Source organism: Ancylobacter sp. 3268 (genome assembly GCF_031456575.1).
Classification (GTDB): Bacteria; Pseudomonadota; Alphaproteobacteria; order Rhizobiales; family Xanthobacteraceae; genus Ancylobacter.
Genome location: NZ_JAVDUX010000001.1, coordinates 192,566 through 213,480, shown reverse-complemented (window position 1 = coordinate 213,480; position 20,915 = coordinate 192,566). Strand labels below are relative to the sequence as shown.

Annotated in this window: 17 protein-coding genes; 4 read left to right on the top strand and 13 right to left on the bottom strand. The window is 68.6% G+C overall.

Features of this window, described 5'->3' with window-relative positions:
* Positions 1 to 4 precede the first annotated feature (4 nt).
* Genes J2X65_RS01005 through J2X65_RS00985 form a run of 5 tightly spaced genes read right to left on the bottom strand, consistent with a single transcriptional unit; the run spans position 5 to position 5,709 of the window.
* Complete coding sequence (locus tag J2X65_RS01005; protein ID WP_310196717.1) at positions 5 to 964, bottom strand: ABC transporter substrate-binding protein; 960 nt, start codon at positions 962 to 964, stop codon at positions 5 to 7.
* Positions 965 to 991: 27 nt separating this feature from the next.
* Complete coding sequence (locus J2X65_RS01000; protein ID WP_310196712.1) at positions 992 to 1,987, bottom strand: ABC transporter permease; 996 nt, start codon at positions 1,985 to 1,987, stop codon at positions 992 to 994.
* Positions 1,980 to 3,497 (bottom strand): sugar ABC transporter ATP-binding protein, encoded by a 1,518-nt coding sequence (locus J2X65_RS00995; RefSeq protein WP_310196709.1) that lies wholly within the window; start codon positions 3,495 to 3,497, stop codon positions 1,980 to 1,982. Before J2X65_RS00995 ends, J2X65_RS01000 begins: the two co-directional genes overlap by 8 nt.
* Complete coding sequence (locus J2X65_RS00990; RefSeq protein WP_310196705.1) at positions 3,494 to 4,654, bottom strand: Gfo/Idh/MocA family oxidoreductase; 1,161 nt, start codon at positions 4,652 to 4,654, stop codon at positions 3,494 to 3,496. Before J2X65_RS00990 ends, J2X65_RS00995 begins: the two co-directional genes overlap by 4 nt.
* A complete protein-coding gene (locus J2X65_RS00985; protein WP_310196701.1) occupies positions 4,651 to 5,709 on the bottom strand; it encodes a sugar phosphate isomerase/epimerase in 1,059 nt (352 codons plus the stop codon). The genes J2X65_RS00990 and J2X65_RS00985 overlap by 4 nt, the downstream gene beginning before the upstream one ends.
* 153 nt (positions 5,710 to 5,862) lie before the next feature.
* Between J2X65_RS00985 and J2X65_RS00980 the strand changes: the two genes are divergently transcribed.
* Complete coding sequence (locus J2X65_RS00980) at positions 5,863 to 6,858, top strand: LacI family DNA-binding transcriptional regulator (protein ID WP_310196698.1); 996 nt, start codon at positions 5,863 to 5,865, stop codon at positions 6,856 to 6,858.
* Between the two features lie 34 nt (positions 6,859 to 6,892).
* Here the strand turns inward: J2X65_RS00980 and J2X65_RS00975 are convergent, their stop codons facing one another.
* From J2X65_RS00975 to J2X65_RS00965, 3 genes are all read right to left on the bottom strand, one after another.
* Entirely contained in the window at positions 6,893 to 8,572 is a 1,680-nt protein-coding gene (locus J2X65_RS00975) for a B12-binding domain-containing radical SAM protein (protein ID WP_310196696.1), read from the bottom strand.
* 328 nt (positions 8,573 to 8,900) lie between these two features.
* Complete coding sequence (locus J2X65_RS00970) at positions 8,901 to 9,923, bottom strand: LLM class flavin-dependent oxidoreductase (protein WP_310196693.1); 1,023 nt, start codon at positions 9,921 to 9,923, stop codon at positions 8,901 to 8,903.
* Positions 9,924 to 10,052: 129 nt separating this feature from the next.
* Positions 10,053 to 10,235, bottom strand: a complete 183-nt coding sequence (locus J2X65_RS00965; protein ID WP_310196690.1) for a hypothetical protein — start codon at positions 10,233 to 10,235, stop codon at positions 10,053 to 10,055.
* On the opposite strand from J2X65_RS00965, the gene J2X65_RS00960 reads away from it, so the two are divergent.
* Positions 10,234 to 13,251 carry a glycosyltransferase gene (locus J2X65_RS00960; RefSeq protein ID WP_310196686.1) on the top strand — a complete coding sequence of 1,006 codons (3,018 nt, stop codon included), beginning with the start codon at positions 10,234 to 10,236 and terminating at the stop codon, positions 13,249 to 13,251. The genes J2X65_RS00965 and J2X65_RS00960 overlap by 2 nt on opposite strands.
* Positions 13,252 to 13,297: 46 nt before the next feature.
* Here J2X65_RS00960 and J2X65_RS00955 read toward each other — a convergent pair whose 3' ends face one another.
* The 5 genes from J2X65_RS00955 to J2X65_RS00935 are packed head-to-tail and all read right to left on the bottom strand — an operon-like array spanning position 13,298 to position 18,222.
* On the bottom strand, positions 13,298 to 14,224 hold the full coding sequence (locus tag J2X65_RS00955) for a hypothetical protein (RefSeq protein ID WP_310196683.1): 927 nt from the start codon (positions 14,222 to 14,224) through the stop codon (positions 13,298 to 13,300).
* On the bottom strand, positions 14,217 to 15,083 hold the full coding sequence (locus J2X65_RS00950; protein WP_310196681.1) for a hypothetical protein: 867 nt from the start codon (positions 15,081 to 15,083) through the stop codon (positions 14,217 to 14,219). The genes J2X65_RS00955 and J2X65_RS00950 overlap by 8 nt, the downstream gene beginning before the upstream one ends.
* Before the next feature lie 6 nt (positions 15,084 to 15,089).
* The gene (locus tag J2X65_RS00945) at positions 15,090 to 15,347 is read right to left on the bottom strand and encodes an acyl carrier protein (RefSeq protein WP_310196677.1); all 258 of its coding nucleotides are present in this window, start codon (positions 15,345 to 15,347) and stop codon (positions 15,090 to 15,092) included.
* A 35-nt stretch (positions 15,348 to 15,382) separates the two neighbouring features.
* On the bottom strand, positions 15,383 to 16,978 hold the full coding sequence (locus tag J2X65_RS00940) for a tetratricopeptide repeat protein (RefSeq protein WP_310196675.1): 1,596 nt from the start codon (positions 16,976 to 16,978) through the stop codon (positions 15,383 to 15,385).
* Positions 16,975 to 18,222: a polysaccharide pyruvyl transferase family protein gene (locus J2X65_RS00935; protein ID WP_310196672.1), complete on the bottom strand. Its 1,248-nt coding sequence runs from the start codon at positions 18,220 to 18,222 to the stop codon at positions 16,975 to 16,977. Before J2X65_RS00935 ends, J2X65_RS00940 begins: the two co-directional genes overlap by 4 nt.
* 191 nt (positions 18,223 to 18,413) lie before the next feature.
* Between J2X65_RS00935 and J2X65_RS00930 the strand changes: the two genes are divergently transcribed.
* A complete protein-coding gene (locus J2X65_RS00930) occupies positions 18,414 to 19,613 on the top strand; it encodes a polysaccharide pyruvyl transferase family protein (protein ID WP_310196669.1) in 1,200 nt (399 codons plus the stop codon).
* Complete coding sequence (locus J2X65_RS00925; RefSeq protein ID WP_310196666.1) at positions 19,610 to 20,908, top strand: BNR-4 repeat-containing protein; 1,299 nt, start codon at positions 19,610 to 19,612, stop codon at positions 20,906 to 20,908. The genes J2X65_RS00930 and J2X65_RS00925 overlap by 4 nt, the downstream gene beginning before the upstream one ends.
* Positions 20,909 to 20,915 lie beyond the last annotated feature (7 nt).

Here is a 20,915-nt window from a genome sequence, read left to right as displayed (position 1 = left end):
CGCTTCAGAACGGGCTGTTGGGGAAGTAGAACTGCGCGGCGTTCTCCGGGGTGATCAGCGTCGAGCCGATGATGAAGCGGCCATAGACCGGCGTGTCGGAAACGAAGCGCAGCGCGGTGACCTCCAGCGCGGTGGAGATCTGCGCCGGCGTATAGGACACGTCGACCGGAACCTGCGGGTCCTTGTCCATGACGCGCTTGATGATCTCCTTCATGCCGGCGCCGCCGACGATCCACATCTCCTTCTGCCGCCCGGCCTGCGAGATGGCTTCCATCACGCCGATGGCCATGTCGTCGTCGGCCGCCCAGACCGCGTCGATCTTCTTGTGCTTGGACAGGTAGTCCTGCATCACCGCGAACGCCTTGTCGCGGTTCCAGTTGCCGTGCTGCATGTCGAGGATCTCGATGCCCGAGCCCTCGATCGCCTTCTGGAAGGCGTCGACACGTTCATTGTCGAGCGTGGTCGGAATGCCGCGCAGCACCACGATCTTGGCGCCGGGCTTCAGGTTGGCCTTGAAGTATTCACCCGAGACCCGGCCGAAAGCGGTGTTGTCGCCCGCGACATAGAGATCCTCGATACCCGGCTGGGCGAGGCCGCGATCGACCACCGTCACCCATTTGCCGGCCTCCTTCACCGCCTTGACCGGGCTGGTCAGCGGCTCGGATTCGAAGGGCAGCACCACCAGCGCATCGATGTTGCGGGTGGCCACCATATCCTCGATGTCGTTGACCTGCTTGCCGACCGCGCCGGCGGTGGCGAGCACGAAATCGAGGTTGGGATAGGTGGCCTTGAGCCGCTTGATGGTCTCCTGCGCGTGCCAGTTCAGCCCGCCCATGAAGCCATGCGTCGCCGAGGGGATCGAGACGCCGATCACCGCTTTCTTCGCCTGGGCCGCGGCGGGCGCCGCGAAGCCGGCGGCGAGCGCGGCGGTGGCGGTTCCGGCGAGAAATGTCCTGCGTTCCACGTGTGTTTCCTCCCATTATTGCCGCTCTCAGGCGGCTGTTTTCCTGCGCTGCAGCACCACAGCGAGAACGATGATGACGCCCTGGATCGTCCCGTTGAGATAGGGGGAAACCAGGTCCGCCAGGATGAGGATGTTGTCGATGAGGCTGAGGATCAGCACGCCGACCACCGTGCCCCAGACGCGGCCATAGCCGCCCTTGAGCGCGGTGCCGCCGATGATCACCGCGGCGATGGCTTCCAGCTCCCACAGCATGCCGGTGGAGCCGGAAGCCGAGCCGAGGCGCGGCACGTACATGATGGTGGCGAGGCCGACCAGCAGCCCCAGCAGCACATAGGTGAGCAGCCGGATGCGGTCGACATTAACAGCCGAATAGAGCGCCACCTTGTCGTTGGAGCCGATGGCCTCGCAATAGCGGCCGAAGCGGGTGTGGCGCATGGCGACCTGCCCGGCGATGGCCACGAGAGCGAAGACCAGGATCGGCCAGGCGATGCCGAACAACCCGGAATAATAGACCGGCCGGTAGAGCTGGCGCACCGCGAAGTCGAGGCTGATGGTGCCGCCATCGGCGAGCCAGGTCACCAGCGAGCGGAAGATGCCCATGGTGCCGAGGGTGACGATGAACGGCTCGATATGCGCCTTGGTCACCAGCAGCCCGTTGCCGAGCCCGGCGAGCAGCCCGGCGCCGAGCGCGATCGCCATCCCGACGAGGATCAGCGGCACGCCGACGCCCATCGCCGGCAAGAGCGCGTTCATGGCGAGGATCATCACCCCGGCGATGAAGGCGGCCATCGAGCCGACCGAGAGATCGAGCCCGCCGGAGGTGATGACGAAGGTCATGCCGACCGCGATCATGCCGATGAAGGCCGAGCGGGCGAGCACGTTGGTGACGTTGCCCTGCGACAGGAAATTGTCGTTAAGGAAGGCGCCGAGCACCACCAGCAGGATCAGGGCCAGCAGCGGTCCCAGCGCCGAGAGGCCGGGCAGCCGGAAGCCGGTCGCGGGGCGAAGGGCGGCATCAGACATGGGTCGGCTCCCTGGCGGCTTCCTCGGCCGTGCCCATGACCAGCCGGACGACGGCGGTCTCGGAAATGCGCTCGCCCGCGAGCTCGCCGGCGAGACGGCCGTGGCGCATCACCAGCACGCGGTCGGACAAGCCGAGGATCTCCGGCATGTCGGAGGAAATGACGATGACGCTTTTGCCCTTGGCGGCGAGCGCGTCAATGAAGGCATAGATCTGGCTCTTGGTGCCGACGTCGATGCCGCGTGTCGGCTCGTCGATGATGACGATCTCGGGATCGGAGAGCAGCGTCTTGGCGAGCAGCAGCTTCTGCTGGTTGCCGCCGGAAAGATTGCCCACCCGCATGTCGCGGCGCGGCGCCCTTATATCGAAATCGGCGATCGCCCGGGTCAGCGCCGCCTCCTCCCTCTCCGTGGAGAGGAAGGGCGCGCCGAAACGCGGCAGAGTGGACAAAGTGAGATTCTCCCGCAGCGTCTTGTCGAGCAGCAGGCCGCGTTCCTTGCGGTCCTCGGTGAGGTAGGCCATGCCATGGGCGGCCGCCTCCCGCACGGAATGGATGCGCACCCGCACCCCGCCGCGTCGCATATCGCCGCTGGCAGGCCGCAGCCCGACCAGTCCCTCGGCCAGCTCGGTGCGACCGGAGCCGACCAGCCCGGAAATGCCCAGCACCTCGCCGCGTTTCAGCGTGAAGGACACATCCTCCACCAGAGGCGGCACGCTGAAGCCGCGCACCTCCAGCGCCAGCTCGCCGGCATGATGGCGCTTGGCGGGATAGATGTCCTGAAGGTCGCGGCCGACCATGGCGGTGGCCATGCCGTCCTCGGTGAGCTCGCCGCGCATCGCCCGGCGCACCACCGCGCCGTCGCGCAGCACCGTGATGCGGTCGGCAAGGCGGGTGACCTCTTCCAGCCGGTGCGAGGTGTAGAGCAGGGCGACGCCCTGCGCCCGCAGCCGGTCGATCTGGCGGAACAGCACCTCGACCTCGCGATTGGTCAGCACCGCCGAGGGCTCGTCCATGATCAGCACCCGCGCCTTGCGCGCCAGCGCCTTGGCGATCTCGACCATTTGCCGGTCGGACACCGGCAGGTCGCGGATGCGCGCGTCGGGGCGGACATGGCTGTCGAGCTGGTCGAGCAGCGCCTGGGTGCCGGCGCGCATCGCCCGGTGATCGAGGAACACCCGTCCGAGCTCGCGGCCAAGCCAGATGTTCTCGCTCACCGTGAGATCGGGGGCGAGGTTGAACTCCTGGTGGATCACCACCACGCCCGCCGCCTCCGCCTCGGCGCCGCTGTCATAAGGCGCGGGGCGGCCGTCGAGCAGCACCTCGCCGGACGTCGGCTCGATGAAGCCGCCGAGGATCTTCATGATCGTCGACTTGCCCGCACCGTTCTCGCCGATCAGCGCATGCACCTCGCCGGCCCGCAGCGCGAAGTCGATGCCGTGCAGGATCTCGATCGGCCCGAAGCTCTTGCGGACGTCGCGGAGTTCGAGAACCGGCGCCGCCTCGGTGTTCATAGCGCCACCCAGGCGGCGTTCCGCTTGGAGGATTGCACGCAGGCGGCGACGAAGCGCATGCCGGCCAGGCCATCCGCCAGCGTCGGATAAAGCGTGCCGGCCGGCGGCGCATCACCGGTGCGATGTGCGCGGATCGCCCGCGCCGCCTCGGCATAGATATTGGCGAACGCTTCGAGATAGCCTTCCGGATGGCCGGGCGGGATGCGCGAGACCCGCGCCGCCTCCGGTCCGGCGCCGGCGCCGTTGCGGGTAATGAGCCTTTTCGGCTCTCCGAACGGCGTGAACCACAGCCGGTTCGGGTCCTCCTGCGCCCATTCGAGACCGCCCTTTTCGCCATAGACGCGCAGCCTCAGGCCGTTCTCATTGCCCGGCGCCACCTGGCTCGCCCACAGCATGCCCTTCGCTCCGCCTGGATAGCGCAGCAGCACATGGGCATTGTCGTCGAGCGCCCGGCCCGGCACGAAGCTGGAGAGGTCAGCCGCCAGCGCCTCCGGCGTCAGGCCGGAGACGAAGCCGGCGAGATTATAGGCGTGGGTGCCGATGTCGCCGGTGGCGCCACCCGCCCCGGAACGCGCAGGATCGGTGCGCCATTCCGCCTGTTTCGAACCGGCTTTCTCCGCCGCCTCGGTCAACCAGTCCTGCACATATTCAACCTGCACCAGCCGGAGGCGGCCGAGGTCTCCGGCCGCCACCATGGCACGCGCCTGCCGCACCATCGGGTAGCCGGTATAGTTGTGGGTGAGGATGAACAGCGCGCTCGACCGCTCGGCCACCTTGGCCAGCTTCTTCGCCTCGGCCATGGTCGCGGTCAGCGGCTTGTCGCAGATGACATGAATGCCGCGCTTGAGGAACTCGATGGCCGGGCCGGCATGCATGTGGTTGGGCGTGACGATGGCGACCGCCTCGATGCCGTCCTTGCGCCGCGCCTCGCCGCGCGCCATGGCGGCGAAATCGTCATAGGAACGGGCAAGGCCGAGGGCCTCGGCCGAAGCCTGCGCCCGCGAAGGCGTCGAGGACAGCGCGCCGGCGACGAGGCGGAACTCGTCGTCCAGCCGCGCGGCGATGCGGTGCACCGCGCCGATGAAGGCGCCCGAGCCGCCACCCACCATGCCGAGCCGGATGGGAAGACGAGTCGACGACGGCGCGGCTGCGATCATCGGTCCAGCCCCAGCAGGCGACGATTGGCGGCGCGGTCGGTGCCGGCGGCGGCGAAATCGTCGAAGGCGCGCTCGGTGACGCGGATGATGTGGTTCTTCACGAACGCCGCCCCTTCGCGGGCGCCGTCCTCAGGATGCTTCAGGCAGCATTCCCACTCGACCACCGCCCAGCCGTCGAAATCCATCGCCGCCAATTTCGAGAAGATGGCGCCGAAATCCACCTGCCCGTCGCCGGGGCTGCGGAAGCGGCCGGCGCGCTTCAGCCAGGGCTGGTAGCCACCATAGACGCCCTTGCGGCCGGTCGGGTTGAACTCGGCGTCCTTGACGTGGAACATGCCGATCCGCTCGGCATAGATGTCGAGATGGTCGAGATAGTCGAGCTGCTGCAGCACGTAGTGCGACGGGTCGTAGAGCATCTTCGCCCGGGGATGCTGGCCGACGCGGTCGAGGAACATCTCGAAGGTGTCGCCGTCGTGCAGGTCCTCGCCGGGATGTATCTCGAAGCAGATGTCGACGCCGCACTCGTCGGCGAAATCGAGCAGCGGCCGCCAGCGCCGGGCAAGCTCGTCGAACGCCTCCTCGATCAGCCCGGCCGGGCGTTGCGGCCACGGATAGACATAAGGCCAGGCGAGCGCGCCGGAGAAGCTGACCATCGCCGTGAGGCCAAGATGCTTCGACGCGGTGAGCGCCTTCCTCACCTGCTCGACCGCCCATTGCTGGCGCGCTGCCGGATTGCCGTGCACCGCAGGCGGAGCGAAGGCATCGAACATCGCGTCATAGGCCGGGTGCACCGCCACCAGCTGGCCCTGAAGATGCGTCGACAGTTCGGTGACCGCGACGCCGTTGGCCGCGCCCTGCCCCGCCCAGTCCTGGCACCAGTCGCGCGAGGCGGCGGCGCGGTAGAGGTCGAGGATTCGGGGATCGTTGGTGGGAACCTGCACGCCGCTGTAGCCGCACCCGGCCGCCCAGCGCGTGATCGAATCCCAGCCGTCAAAAGGCGCGTCGGCGCCGATGAACTGGGCCAGAAACAGGCCCGGCCCCTTGATGGTGCGCATATAACCTCCCGACCGATGTTTCCGGCCAACCGCATTGTTTTTGTAATCGGTTGCAAACAGCCTAGCGGAGTCATGTAATCGATTTCAAGTGGTTGCCCCTGCGGAATTTCATTCGGCTTGCGGAGCCGTCCGCGCTGCGTCTATGGAGAGGCAATGCAGCACCAGCGACCGAAAATCGTGGATGTCGCACGGCTGGCCGGCGTTTCCACCGCCACGGTCAGCCGCGTGCTTTCCAACCCGCAGATCGTCAATGCCGAGACGCGCCGGCTCGTCGAGGAGGCGATCCGCCATACCGGCTACCGGCTCAATCACGCGGCGCGCAACCTGCGGCACCGGCGCACCGGCGGCGTGGTCGCGCTGGTGCCGAACCTGTCCAACCCGTTCTTCTCGCAGATCCTCGCCGGCATGGCGGCGGTGCTGGCGCCGGCCGGCTACAATCTCCTCGTCGCCGATACCCGTGCGGAAGGCGGCGGTTCGCTGCTGCGTTATGCCGAGCCGAGCCGGGCGGACGGGCTGATCGTGCTCGACGGCTCGCTGCCGGCCGACGCGATGGCGCGGCGCATGCCGGTGGTGCTCGCCTGCGAATGGATACCCGGCCTCGCCGCGCCGCGGGTCAAGATCGACAACCGGCAGGCCGCCCAGCTGGCGGTGGAACATCTCATCGCGCTCGGCCATCGGCATATCGCCCATGTCGCCGGCCCGGTCGGCAATGTGCTGACCGATGCGCGGCTGGCGGGGGCGGAGCTGGCGCTCAAAGCGCATGGCCTGCCTGCGCCGCGGCTCTTCCCCGGCGACTTCACCCTGGCATCGGGGCAGCGCGCCGGCGCGGCCTGGCTGGCGCAGCCACCGGAAGAGCGACCGACCGCGGTCTTCCTCGCCAGCGACGAAATGGCCTGCGGGTTTATCGGCGAGGTGCAGCATAGCGGGCTGACGGTGCCGCGCGATGTCTCGGTCATGGGCTTCGACGATATCGAGCTGGTGGCGCACATGACCCCGGCGCTCTCCACCATCCACCAGCCGCGCGAGGCCATCGGCCGCCATGCCGCCCAGCGCCTGCTCGACCGCATCGGCGGCGACGAGGGCTCGGAAGACACCGTGCTGCCGGTGGAGCTGGTGCTGCGGGGAAGCACGGCGCCGCCGCGCGGATGACCGGTCGGCGGACCCGAGCGGGCGCGGCACCGCGTCAGGCGCTGGCCGCCTGCGGCAGCAGGGAGGCGATGCCGGCCGGCGCCACGTCGGCTTCCGCCGGCATCAGGGCCGGCGCGTGCCATGTCCCCTGCTCGATCTCGGCGATGCGGGCGTCGAGTTCGGCGATGACGTGGCGCGAGAACGGGTACAGGTGCAGATACAGCACCATGTTCATCATCGCCGCCTCCAGCGCCGCGGGATTGTGGCGGAAGCAATCGATGAGGGTGGCCCAGAAATAGCGGGCGATCTCCGGGCGCTGGAGGGTCATGCGCCGGCAGGCGCTGAGCAGCAGCTTGAGCTCCTGCATGACGACGCGCGGCGGCGGCTGCACCCCCAATTGGGGCCGCTTCAGCTTGCGCGCCATGGTGCGCGCGCGCTCGAAGAACGCTTTCGGGGCGTAGATTTCCTCGATGACGCGCCGATAGTCCTTCAAAATCTCCGCACGCGGCCGCAGCGTGGTGAAATTGAGCCCGCCGGTGCACTGATCGCCCGCTTCGGCCGGCGCAAGATTATAGCCCTCGAACAACCGGCCCTCGCGCTTCAGGCGGCGCATCAGCTGGGTGTTCGGCAGCGCATGCAGCAGGCCGACCATGGCGACGGGAATATTGCTGTCCTGCACGCAAGCGATCATCGGCGTGGCCATGTCGCCGCGCTCGGTGTCGAAACCGACGATGAAGCCGGCGGTGACGTAGATTCCCGCCGCATAGATACGCTCGACGCTTTCGGTGATGCTGCGCCGGGTGTTCTGCTTTTTCTGCATCGCGACCAGCGTCTCCTGGTCGGGGCTCTCGATGCCGGTGAACACGACGAAGAAGTTCGCCTCGCTCATCATGGTGAGCAGTTCGGCGTCATCCGCGAGGTTGAGGGACGCCTCGGTCGAAAACTGGAACGGATAGCCGTTCCGTCGCTGCCAGCTGATGAGCTCGGGCAGGAATTTCTTAATGGCCTTCTTGTTGCCGATCAGGTTGTCGTCCACGAAATCGACATGGCCGCGATAGCCCAGCGACAGCAGCCGCTCGAGTTCCGCCAGCATCTGCTCGTTGGTCTTGGTGCGGGGAACCCGGCCGTAAAGCTCGATGATGTCGCAGAATTCGCAGGTGAACGGGCAGCCGCGCGAGAACTGCACGCCGACATAGAGATAGTCCTTGAAGCGGATCAGGTCGAAACGCGGTATCGGGCTCTCCGCGACATTGGCCTTGAACTTCTCGGCATCGAAGCGACCGCTTCGCTCGCCGGCTTCCCAGGCCTCGACGAAGCGGCCGATGATGCCCTCGGCCTCGCCCAGAACCAGAAAATCCGCCTCGGCATAGACATCGGGGTTGGAGGTCGGATCGGGTCCGCCGAGGCAGACCGGCCGGCCCAGCCGATGGCAGCGCTCGATGACCGCGAGCGTGTCACATTGCTGCGGAAGCATGCCGCCGGTCAGCACGAGGTCCGCCCATAATATGTCCTCGTCCGCGAGTTCACGCGCGTTGCGGTCGACGAGGCGGAGGTCCCAGCTCTCCGGCAGCAGCGCGGCGAGCGTGGTCAGGCCCAGCGGCGGCGCGACGCACCGGGCGCCGTACAGCTCGCACGCTTCCTTGAAGTTCCAGAAGGAGTTCGGATTGAAGAGCGGAAAGACGAGCAGAACCCGAGGATGTAGTCGAGCCGTACCGGACGCGTCGCGTTCGTGCATATGATGCCCCTGGTGGGAAACACGGACTTACGCCACCCGCCCCAATCGCAGGTTTCATCGACGAGCTTAGCAGACGTTCCCTCTTCTTCTATGCGGAAATAAGTGGCTGTCCGGACAAGGGCGCCACGCCTCAATGCGTGCCTGGGGTTTCGCAAGCTTGGCGGAAGAGTCCGGCCCCCGCCCCCGCATCCTCTACTACCTCCATTACTATACCGACCCGCAAATTCCGACCGCACTTGGACCGAAGCTAACGGCAGGTGCCGGCGCCAGGTGAAGACGCGAGGTGCCAGCGCCGGGTGCCCGTGCCTCCGGCGACCGCGCCGCCCCCTCAGCGCCAGCCAAGCGCCGGGGCCACATGCTTCAGGATCGCCTCGATGACATGGGCATTGTAGGCGACGCCGAGCTGGTTCGGCACGGTGAGCAGCAGCGTGTCCGCCTCGGCAATGGCCTCGTCGGCCCTCAGCTGCTCGATCAGCACGTCCGGCTCGGCGGCGTAGCTGCGGCCGAAAATGGCCCGCGTCCTCTCGTCGATGAAGCCGATCGAATCCGTCTCCTGACCCGAGCGCCCGAAATAGACGCGGTCCTGTTCGCTGACCAGCGCGAAGATGCTGCGGCTCACCGAGACCCGCGGCACCCGCGCATGTCCGGCCTGCTGCCACGCTTCCCGATAGGCGCGGATCTGCGCCGCCTGCTGCACATGGAACGGCTCGCCGGTCTCGTCGTCCTTCAAGGTGGAGCTTTGCAGGTTCATGCCGAGCTTGGCCGCCCATATGGCGGTGGCGTTGGAGCTGGCGCCCCACCAGATGCGCTCGCGCAGCCCTTCCGAATGCGGCTCCAGCCGGAGCAGACCGGGCGGATTGGGAAACATCGGCCGCGGGTTGGGCTTGGCGAAACCCTCGCCCTTCAACACCTCCAGCAGCGCTTCGGCATGATGGCGGCCCATATCGGCGTCGGTCTCACCCTCGGCCGGGGCATAGCCGAAATAGCGCCAGCCATCGATGACCTGCTCGGGCGAGCCGCGGCTGATGCCGAGCTGCAACCGGCCGCCGGCGATCAGGTCGGCCGCCCCGGCATCCTCGGCCATGTACATCGGATTCTCATAGCGCATGTCGATGACGGCAGTGCCGATCTCGATGCGCGAGGTGCGGGCGCCGACCGCCGCCAGCAGCGGAAACGGCGAAGCCAGCTGACGGGCGAAGTGATGCACCCGGAAATAGGCGCCGTCCGCTCCGAGTTCCTCGGCGGCGACCGCCAGTTCGATGGATTGCAGCAGCGTATCGGCCGCCGAGCGGGTCTGCGAGTGGACCGAGGGCGACCAGTGGCCGAAGGACAGGAAACCGATCTTCTTCACGACATATCCGCGACGCTGGTGAAGGGAAGCCGCAAGCTAGGCGCTCCTGCCGGCGAGCGCACCTCGAAACGCCCGGCACTTCTGCAATGCCACTCCGGCGATGACGCAATCAAGCGGGCAAACCGGCAATCATTCAGGATCGCGTCCAGGATCGCGTTGCAGCGTCGTACAGGACGCACCGCGCCAAGCGCCTCGCTCCGGATCGCCCGCGGTGAAACGATCGAAATGCCGGAATTTCCGATCATTCGGCCCTTTCGAATCCGGCGCGGAGGCGGGATAAATTCGCCACCGAATCAAAAGGTTGTCGGGCATGTCCGCTGGCTCTCCCTTCCGCCTCGTCGAACCGCTCCCGCAGGACGCCTTCTCCGTCACCCTGCGAAAGCGGCGCCACGTGCTGGCGAATGGCTGGGTCGCCGAGTGCTGGACGCCCGACGACGACGCGAAAACCAACAAGGCAGCCCTCAGCCTGTCGACAGACGGCGCACTGAAGCTGGACTGGTCCAAGACGGCGACGCGGATGCGGCTCGGGCTGCCGCTTCGCCTCGACGCCGCCGGCTTGCCGGAAGGAGAACACCGGGCGCGCCTGGCCATGCGGCTCGCTCCGGGAACCTCGGCGGAACGGGCGATCGAATGGGTCGCCATCATCGAGGTGGACGCCAACAAATCCACGCGGATCATCGCCAGGATCGCCTCCGGCAAGCACTTCAACGGCAATGAACTGAGGCGCGCGGTGCCGTTGCCGGCCTTCGACCCGGCCAAGGAATATCGCCTCGCTGTCCAGTTCCAGCCGCAGGCACGCCGCGCCGTGCTGGCGGAGATCGACTTCATGCTGGTTCCGCCCCCGGCGAACGCCGTTACGCCGGGCGGCGCGGAGGGCCGCAAGACGGCACTCGTCATTTGCTGGGATCTCGCCCACAACTGTGCCGGCCGTGCCTATCTCATCGCCGACCTGCTCTCCGAGCACTATGACGTCCAGTTGCTCGGCGCGCTGTTTCCCCGCTTCGGTACCAAGCTCTGGGAGCCGCTGCGGGGCGTCCCGATGCGCATTCGCACCTTTCCCGGCGGCGACATGGTGGATTTCCTCGCCCGGGCGAAGGCGGAGGTGGCGAAGCTGCGTCCGGATGTGGTCATCGTCTGCAAGCCGCGCCTGCCGGGCCTGCTGCTCGGCCTCTTGGCGAAGCACCGCTTCGGCTGCCCGGTAATCCTCGACAGCGACGACCACGAACTCTCCTTCGTCGGCGGCGGCGAGCCGATGGCCCGCGAGGATGTTCCCGCGGAGGCCAACGATCTCCGGGTGCCGTTCGGCGAGACATGGACCAGGGTCGCCGAGACGCTGGTGCCGCTTTTCGACGGTGTGACGGTCTCGAACATCGCCCTGCAGCAGCGCTTTGGCGGCACGATCATCCGCCATGCCCGTGACGAGTTGCAGTTCGAGCGCGCCCGCGGACGCCGCGAGGAGCTGCGCGCCCAATATGGCTATGGCCCCACCGACCGGGTGGTGCTGTTCCTCGGCACGCCGCGCCACCATAAGGGAGTGGTCGAGCTGATCAGGGGGATCGAGGCGGCAGGCGACAGGCGGCTGGTGCTGTGCATCATCGGCGTGCCGCCGACCGATGCCTGGATCGACGGCCTGCGCCAGAACTCCACCGCCCGCATCGACATCCATCCGCCGCAGCCGTGGAAGCTGCTGCCGGAACTGATGTCGATGGCGGATGCCGTCTGTCTCATCCAGAATCCCGCCTCGCCGATTTCCGCCTACCAGATTCCCGCCAAGCTCTCCGATGCGCTCGCCGCCGGGGTGCCGGTGGCGGTGAACGAGGTTCCGCCCTTTGCCGATCTGCCGTCCTCGGCGGTCGCGCGGCTTCATGCCGATGACGACCTGCGCCGCTTCCTCGTCGACGTCGCCGAAGGCCGTATCTCCGGCCAGAGCCAGGCGAGCCGCGACTATTTTCTTGAGGAATACAGCTATGGCGCGAACCGGGCCCGCCTGCTGAAGGTCGTCGAGGCGGCGGAGGCCGCTCCGCGCGTGTGGCCGGAGGCGGCAAGCGATCTGCTCGACGATCTCTCGCGGCGCTTCGACGTCACCCTGCCCAAGGGACGGCCGACCTGGCTGCGCGACGAGATGCTCGCCCCGGCTGTCCTGCGGCAACGGCCGATCGACATCGCCTATTTCTGGAAGCAGAACGACACCGGCATCTATGGCCGCCGCCACGACATGCTGCTCCGCTATCTGGCGCGGCACGACAGGATCGGCCGCATCGTGCAGTTCGATGCGCCGGTGACGGTGCGCCAGATCCACGCGCGTGCCAATCCGGTGCAGGGCATCGAGGACCAGTCCAATCTGACGGTGGTCAACACCATCGGGCGCTTCCTGCGGACGCAGGACGATTCCCGCATCCTGCGGCGGGTCTTCGTCCATCGCGGACAGGATGCGGCGCTGCGCCTGCTGGGGCACACCCTGCCGCCCGCCGAGAGCTATCCCGGCTGGGTGCGCGGCACGCTGCGCGAGGCCGGCATTGCCGGCAGCGCGATCAGCCTGGTGGCACCGATCGTGGACGACTACCCGCTCCTGCATGACGAAATCGGCTTCCCGGTTTCCGCCGCCGATCTCATCGACGACCACCGGCAGATGGTGGACGAGGCGAAGCGGGACGCCGTCACCGCCGCCTATGCCGAGACCCTGAAGCGGGTCGACGTGGTCTTCGCCAATTGTGACGCCCAGCGGCGGGGATTTGCCGCCTTCCGCCCGGATATACGGGTGGTGCCGAATGCCGGCGAGCGGCTCGTGGCCCGGCACCAGCCGCGGGCGGGCGAACTGGCGGGCCTGACCGGGCCGATCCTCGGCTATGTCGGCAATCTGCGCGCGCGGATCGATGTCGATCTGCTGGAAGAACTCGCCGAACGCCGGCCCGGATGGCAGATCGTGCTCATCGGCTCGCCGCATGGCAAACCCGAGGTGCTGCGGCTGCGCGGCCGCTCGAACGTGCATTTCCTCGGCGTCCGGCGCTATGAGGAGGCGCTCGACTATATGCGCATGTTCGACGTGGCGCTGATGCCGCATCTCGACAACGGGCTCAGCCAGTCGATGAACCCGTTGAAACTCTACGTCTATCTCTCGGTCGGCGTGCCCGTCGTCTCGACGCCTGTCGCCAATATCGAGGAGGTTGCAAAGCGTATCGCCCTCGCCCCGGATGCCGACGGCTTCATTGCCGCCGTCGAGAAGGTGCTCTCGGCTGGCCGCAAGCCGGCCGGCCTGCCGCGACGGCTGACCTGGGAAGCCCGGGTGGAAACCATCGTCGACGCGCTCGTGGCACGCATGAACGCCTGACGCGCGCCGTAGCGGCGGCGGCCTCCCGTCGCCCGGAACCTCGCCTTCAGGGCTCCCGCCGTGCCGGGCGCGGGCCATGCGGCGCGGCCGCCGAGCCGGCATCGTCCTCCGCGGTCACCACGCCGGTCACCGGATCGAACAGCCAGCCCCGCTGCCGCACCAGCGCGAGCGGGCGGCCCCGGATCCGGCTATATTCGACGCCGGCGGCCCGCAAGGCCTTCTGGTCGGGCGCATTGGTGACGGTGCCCCCGTGAATCTGGTGGAAGGTGCCCTCTCCGGCGACCTTGATCAGCTGGGCGCCGGGCAGTTCGCAGGCGCGCCGGAACAAGTCCGGATTCGCCGCCCCGCCGCCGACGCCGACAAAGCCGGCATCGTAGCCGCCGACCCGGTCCCACATCTCACGGCGCATGAACAGCGCGTTGCTCTCCAAAAGCGGGCCGGGCCAGCCCTCGCCGACTTCCGGCACGCCGATCTCGAACAGCCGGTAGCCATCCTCCGGCCAGCCGATCCGCCGCAGCAGCGCCTCCTCGGCGGCAGTGTCATAGCCCTCATGCACGCTCTGGTTCTGCGGCTTGGGGCCGAGATGGTAGTTGTAGGTCGCCACCACCGCCTGCGGGTGCAGCGCGCAGCCTTTCACCCCGGCCGCGACCAGCCCCGGCGTCGCCATGCGCGCGCCGTCGATCATCGCCGCGATGATCGGGGCGCGCGCCTGCGACAGGCCGAAATTCATCGCCGGAACCGGCGAGTGGGTGGGGTTCGGCCAGTGGTGCAGTGTCACGTTCAGCGCGTCGACCGCTAGATCGTCCATGGTCGGTGCCGGGTCGGAGCCGTTGTCGACCACGATGACCTCGACGAGCCCGATCCCCTCAATTCGCTGATAGGGCGGCGCCAGCGACAGCAGCGTGCGCCGGAGCTGGCGGGTCATCTGATAGCTCGCCATGACCAGGCTGACCGCCGGAGAGGCTTCACTCATCGGGAGCGCTCACCTGTCCGGTGCGGCCGTCGAGCAGCCATCCGGGCTCGGTCACCGGCGCCAGCTTGCGACGACGCAGCCGGGCATATTCCAGCAGCAGGCCGCGCAATGCCTCGCGGCTCTGCATATTGGTGATGGTGCCGCCGTGGATCTGATGGAAGGTGGCCTCGTTCACCACCTTGATCAGTTGCGCGCCCGGCAGTTCGCAGGCCCGCCGGAACAGGTCCGGGTTCGCCGCGCCGCCGCCGGGGCTGGCGAAGCGGACATCATAGCCACCGAGGGCGTCCCACATCTCGCGACGCATGAACAGCGCGTTGCTTTCGATGAGCGGACCGGGGAAGCCCTCGCCATTGCCGGGCACCCCGATCTCGAACAGCCGGTAGCCGTCCTGCGGCCACGCGATGTCGCGCAGCAGCGCCTCCTCGACGGCCGCGTCATAGCCTTCGTGAATGCTGTGCTGCTGCGGCTTCGGGCCGAGATGGTAATTATAGGTCGCCACCACCGCCTGCGGGTGCAGTGCGCAGCCTTTCACCCCGGCCGCGACCAGCCCCGGCGTCGCCATGCGCGCGCCGTCGATCATCGCCGCGATGATTGGCGCGCGCGCCTGCGACAAGCCGAAATTCATCGCCGGCACCGGCGAGTGGGTGGGGTCCGGCCAGTGATGCAGTGTCACGTCCAAGCCGTCGACCGCCAGATCGTCCATGGTCGGCGCCGGGTCGGAGCCGTTGTCGACCACGATGACCTCGACCGGCCCGATCCCTTCCAGTCGCTGATAGGGCGGCGCCAGCGACAGCAGCGTGCGCCGGAGCTGGCGGGTCATGCGGTAGCTGCCGATGACCAGGCTGACGGCGGGGATCATGCGGCCTCAGCCTTCCTGGACCTTGCCGCCATTCACCAGCGCGACGACCATACCCTCGATGCTGGGAACGGCCTGCTTTTCCTCTTCCATCATCTCGAGGCTGAACTCGTCCTCCAGCAGCCCGACCATCACCGCGACCTCGAGGGAATCGAGCCCGTAGGAATCGAACCGCGCGTCCAGCGCCACGGCACTCCGGTCCAGCTCCAGGGTCGAGGCGATGTATTGCAGCATCCATTCGGTGACGGCAGTGCGGGTGGGAAGCATCGAATCCTCGGGAACAACGGCGAGCGGGTGGGGCGTCAATCGCGCCAGATCGCGTCGGCGAAGGTGCCGGCTGCGATCATCGACAGGACGACATAATGGTGATCCACGCCGGCGGACGGATGGATGGAAATGCCGGGCAGATCCTTTACGCGGAAGGCATGGTCGACATCGAGCTTGTAATCCGCGCCGTAGTGGAATTCCACGCGCATCGCTGGCGCCGCGGCCAGCTCGGTCGCCACATCGCGGAAGCGGGTTTGCGCCTCGGTGACCGCGGCCATGGTCAGGCGGCCCGAGCGGATCGCCGCATGGCCGAACTCCGGCCCCAGCGAGGTCAGCGCGCCGAAGGTGACGGCGCGCTCCGCACCGAGCCGGGCGCCATAGCGGATGGCCGACAGCCCGCTGGCCGAAGCGCCGAGGGTCAGCAGGCGCGGCGCGCCGAGCGCGGCGATCTCCCGCCGCAGGCGCGCGAGCGTGTTGTCCAGATGCGGACCGAACGAGCGGAAGCCGCGCAGCCCCGGCGCATAGGACATGGTATCGCGCAGATAGACGACATTGACCGGAAGCGCGGCCAGCAGCGCATCGAGCATCGCCAGCGGCAGCATCATGAAATTACCGGTCAGCGTCGCGAACACCAGCAGCGTCGCCTGCGCGCCGGGGACGCGCACGATCTGCAGTTCCGCCGCCTTGTCGTCCTCCAGGCGCGAGCGCGACCATACCGCCGGGGATACCGCATGCAGCGCCTCAATGAGCGGCGCCGCCCGTTCCGCCCATTCCGAACCGGGAACCAGCGCCGCCGCCACCTCGTCGGCAAAGCCGCGATCATTCGCCTGCAACGCGGCCAGCAGGATCTCGTAGAGCAGGAAGCCGTCTTTGCTGCCGAGATCGGCTGCCGCCCTCACCCGCCGGTACAGCCGCGTCCATGTAGCCCGCCTCAGCGGCAGGCGATTGAGGAAGCGGACATAGGTCGCGGCAAGCGGCGGCTGCGCCAGCGCCGCTTCGAGCGCCGCTTCGAGCCTGGCATCGACCGGCGGCCATTGGCCCGTGCGGCGGGCGAGCTTCTGTCGGGCGTCGATGCGGATGGCATGCGCCCAGGCCGGCAGCGGCTGGAGCGCGGCGGAGCGGTCGAGAAAGCCGATCGCCTCGGCCAGATTATGGGTGGAGGCGGCGGCGCTTCCGGCCTCCCGCAGCAACGCCGCATCGTCGGGAGCCACCGCGACGCGCGACGCCAGCAGGGCCGCGGCGGCAGGGTTGCGGCGCAGCGGCGCGGCGATCTGGCGGGCGATCTGGGTGCGTTGCGCCTCGGTCAGTCCCGCTTCGGCGACCGTCGTGTGATAGAGCGCCAGCGCTTCCTCGCCGCGCCCCTGTTTGGCGAGAGAGGTGGCCAGGCGCGCCGCCACCCAGGCATTTTTCGGGAACACCGCGCGCAGGGCCCGGTAGTGCGCGGCGGCCTCGCCGTGGCGCCCGGCCTGATCGAGAAGCCGCCCCAGCTGAAGCTGGCAGTCGATGTCGCGGGGATGGGCGATGGCCGCCTCGCTCGCCAGGCGGTGGGCGCCGGCGAGATCGTTGCCGTCGAGGCGCTCCTGAACGGCGGCCCGGAATTCGGCCGGCGTCGCCAGCGTCACTCCGCTCATGCCGACAGCTTCGGGGACGGCATCCCCGCCATGGGAAGCGTGCGCGCGATGCCGGCGAGCCCGCCATGGCGCAGGCCGCCCGCGAGCACGTGGCGCAGAAATGCCGCCCGGCGCGCCGTGCCGGCCGCGCGGTCGGAGAGGATGCGGACGACCTGCGCCCAGTGCCGGTCCAGCGCCTCATGAACGCCGGCGGGGATCAGCTGCCCCTGCGGCTCAGCCGCCAACGCCGCCGCGCGCAGCAAGGCGCGCTCCCAGCTCCGCGCCACGTCGTCGTCACGCCCAATATGGCCGGCGAAGCCCTGATATTTGCGGAATCCCGAGCGGGCGACGATCACGCCGGGCACATCGTAGGCCGCCGCCGTCACATAGCCATGCATCGAATTGCCGACATAGAGCGCCGCATGGGCGAGCAGGGCCGCCACCTCCCGCAGGCTCTGCGGCGCATCAAGGACGAGGTGGTCGACGGTGAGGCTGGCGGCCAGGGCGCGGGCACCTTCGCCATCATTCAGGCTGGGCCCGATGGCGACCAGTGCCGGCGTCACACCATGCGCCCTGGCAAAGTCGCTGAGCCGGGCGCCGAGCTCGGGAATCATGCCGGGCTCGATGCGCTCGGGACGCAGATGCACCGCCATCAGCCGCGCATCGGCCACGATACCCTCCCGCTGCACCAGCGCGCGGAAGGCCGGCTCCAACCCCGGCTTCGGCCATACGGAGGCGATGCCGGCGACGGTGTCGGGCACCACGGTCGCCGCATGCGCGCGTCCGAGGAAGATGCGGCTGGTGGCATCGCGCACCGAGACATAGTCGGCGGCGGCCACGGCGGGATCCAGCGCCTCGCGGCGCAACGGCCGCTCGAAGGGGGCCGGCACGCCCGGAGTGTTCCACGCCAGCGGCACGTCGGCGACGCTCGCCGCCAGCGACGCGCCGTACCAGAGCGACATATAGGCGAGCTCGCCCAGATCGCCGACCTGATATTCACGCAGGAAGTCGCCGCGCCAGGCGTGGATGATTTCGCCGCCGCCGATCATCACGGCATCGGGCCGGCACTCGCCGCACAGCAGTTCCGACATCGAGCGGGTCGGCAGGGCATCGGCGAAGCTGGTGGCCCCGTTCGTCGGCGACACCGGCAGAACGCTCCAGCCGAACGGCTCCAGCCGCGCGGCCGCGACGATGGGAAACATCAGGTCGCCGAAATTCGCGACATCGAACGTTCCGCACAAGGCAACGACCTGACGGTCCATCATGTGAGCCGCCTACCCTAGCCCGATTGTCGTGGTCTCTCACTGTGGTTAGCCTAGTCGCGCGCACGGGCGGACACAACGCCCCGCACCTGATCCATCCCCATCCGCCGGCATATTTTGCGATGCGATTTGAAGACGTTCGGCCAGGTTCGACGGAGACCCAGCGCACGCTCCATGTGGCGTGCCTCTGCGATGTGGCCAATTTCGGCGACGCGCTGTTTCCCCTGCTCGCCGCGCATCGCCTGCGCCACCGCGGCTATCGCGTCACCGGCGTCACATTGACTGGGCGCGCGTCGATCTGGCCGGACGCCCCCGCCTCCGTCAGCCTGCGGGAGTTGGTCGGCCATGCGCCGGAGAGCGCCGGCATCGTGATCGGTGGCGGCAACCTCATCGCCGGGCGGCCCACCTCCCTCAGCGAGAGCGCGCTCGCCTCGCTGTGGATGGGCGCCAGCTGGCACGCGGCGGTGCACGATCTGCCGCTGGTGTGGAATGCGCCGGGCGTGCCGCGGCCGTTCACCCGGCATCCGCTGGGTGCGCTCGCCGGCGCCGCGCTGGCGGCGGCCGACCGGGTGGCGGTACGCGACGCCGCCAGCGTCGGCTTCCTGCGGCCGCTGCGGCCGGATATCCACCTTGTCCCCGATACCGCGAACGACCTCGCCGCGCTGTGGCCGGCGGCGGAACTCGCACCGATCTTTCGCGCGCTTCTCGCCCGGACGGTGGCGCCGACCGACCGGCCCTTCGTCGCCATCCATCTCCGGGCGCGGGACGGGGACGCCGACTTTCCGCTCATCGCTGCGGCAATCGACAGGTTCGCCGCGCGCGACGGCTTTGTTCCGCTGTTGCTGGCGATCGGGCCGGCGGTGAAGGACGATGACGATTTGCGCCATCTGTCCCGGCATCTGCGCACTCCGCATGTGCTCGTCGACACGCCCCGCTCGCTGCGGGAGATCGCGGCGGCCCTCGCCTTCGCGCGCGGCTTTGTCGGCCAGTCGCTGCATGGCTGCATCGCCGCGGCGGCCTATGCGGTGCCGGGCGTGCTGGTGGCCCGGCCGCCGGCCCGGCGGTTCCGCGGTTTCCTGGCGCATCGGGGAACGCCGGAGGCGCTGGTCGCGGACTGGCCGGAAGCGTTCGCAAGGCTGGCGGCGATGCCGGACAAGCTGCCGCTTCCCGGCGATGTCGCCACGGCGCTCGACGACCATTGGGAGCAGACGGCGGCGGTATTGGAGGCTCGCCGGGCCCCGCATCCCGGCGTATTGAACCTGTTGCGCCTTGCCTCCGCCCTCGGCAGCAGCCATCTCGGCGCCGACTGGGCCTTGCGTCCGTTCAAGGCGGATAGCTATTCCTCACGGCAGGGCGCCGCGCGCCACCGCGCCGGGGAGCATGAAACGCCATGACCACCGACATAACCGGCTCGCCACTCGTCGCATCGCTCGGAGACGCCTGGGCCAGCAGCAGCGTCAATTGCGTGCCGTTTCGTCATCAGGCCGTGCTGCCGGTCGAGCGCGGGTGGATCGCCTCCTTCTATGACGGCGCCGGCGCCGTCGTGCTGTGCCGGCTCGATTCCGATTTCCGTGTCGTGGCGCGTTGCGCGACCCCCTCGCCGGTGCTCCCGCACGACGCCCATGCCTGCATCAGCCTCGAATGCGGGCCGGCCGGCGATATCCATGCGGTGTTCGGCGCCCATGCCTCGACGGCGTGGCACATGCGCCTCGCGCCCGATCTCGCCGGCCACCTGCAACCGCCTCGCGAGCTGGAGCACGACCATGCGCAGCGGCTGACTTACCCGATGCTGCTCCGCCGTTCGGAGCCGCCGGCGCTTGCCCTGCTGTATCGGGATGGCGGGCCCTGGCGCGGCGAGATCCGCGTCAGCCGCTGGAACGCCGAACGCGATGGCTTCGTCCCCGACGAAAAGCCGCTGCTGTCCGGCATCGCCGGCACGCTCGGCGCCGGGCCCTATCTCAACCGTCCTGTCAAACTGCCGGACGGGCGCATTGCGCTGTTCGTGGTCTGGCGGCTGGCACCGGACCTGACCTCCGCCGGCGATGTGGCGAATGTCGGCATCGACCTCGTCTTCGTCGACGCCGGGCTGACCACGTTGACGAGCGCGGACGGCGTGGAATTTCGCACGCCGGTGACGCCGTTCCATGGCGCCCGGATCTGGCCGGTGCCGCCGGGACGCAATCTGATCAACCAGGCGACCGCCGCGCTGGGGCCGGATGGCCGCCCGATGGCGCTGACCTATTGGAACGACGCCGCCGGCATCCCGCAATATCACCTTTTGTGGCACGCCGATTCGGCATGGCAGGCGCGGGCAGTGTCGACCTTCCGCACCCGCTTCGCCCTGGCGGGCCGGGGCACGCTGCCACTGCCACACAGCCGGCCGGAAATGCTGGTGCGCGGGGACGGTACCGTGCTCTGCTTCTTCCGCAGCCACGAATATGGCAACCGCCTGATGCTGAGCATCCACCGGCCGCCCTATGGGCCACCTGCGAGCGAGCCGCGCGTCCTGGTGGACGAGGACCTCGGCCAATATGAGCCGGTGATCGACGAGCAGACCTTTCGCCGCGACGGCAGCGTGGTGCTGTATGTCCAGGCCTGCCGCCAGGGGCAGGGCGACGGCGAGCAGGCGTTCAGTTCGGCCCCGGCGCGGCTGTTTCGCTGGCCGGCCAGCGTGGTCGACGCCTGGTAACAGGCCG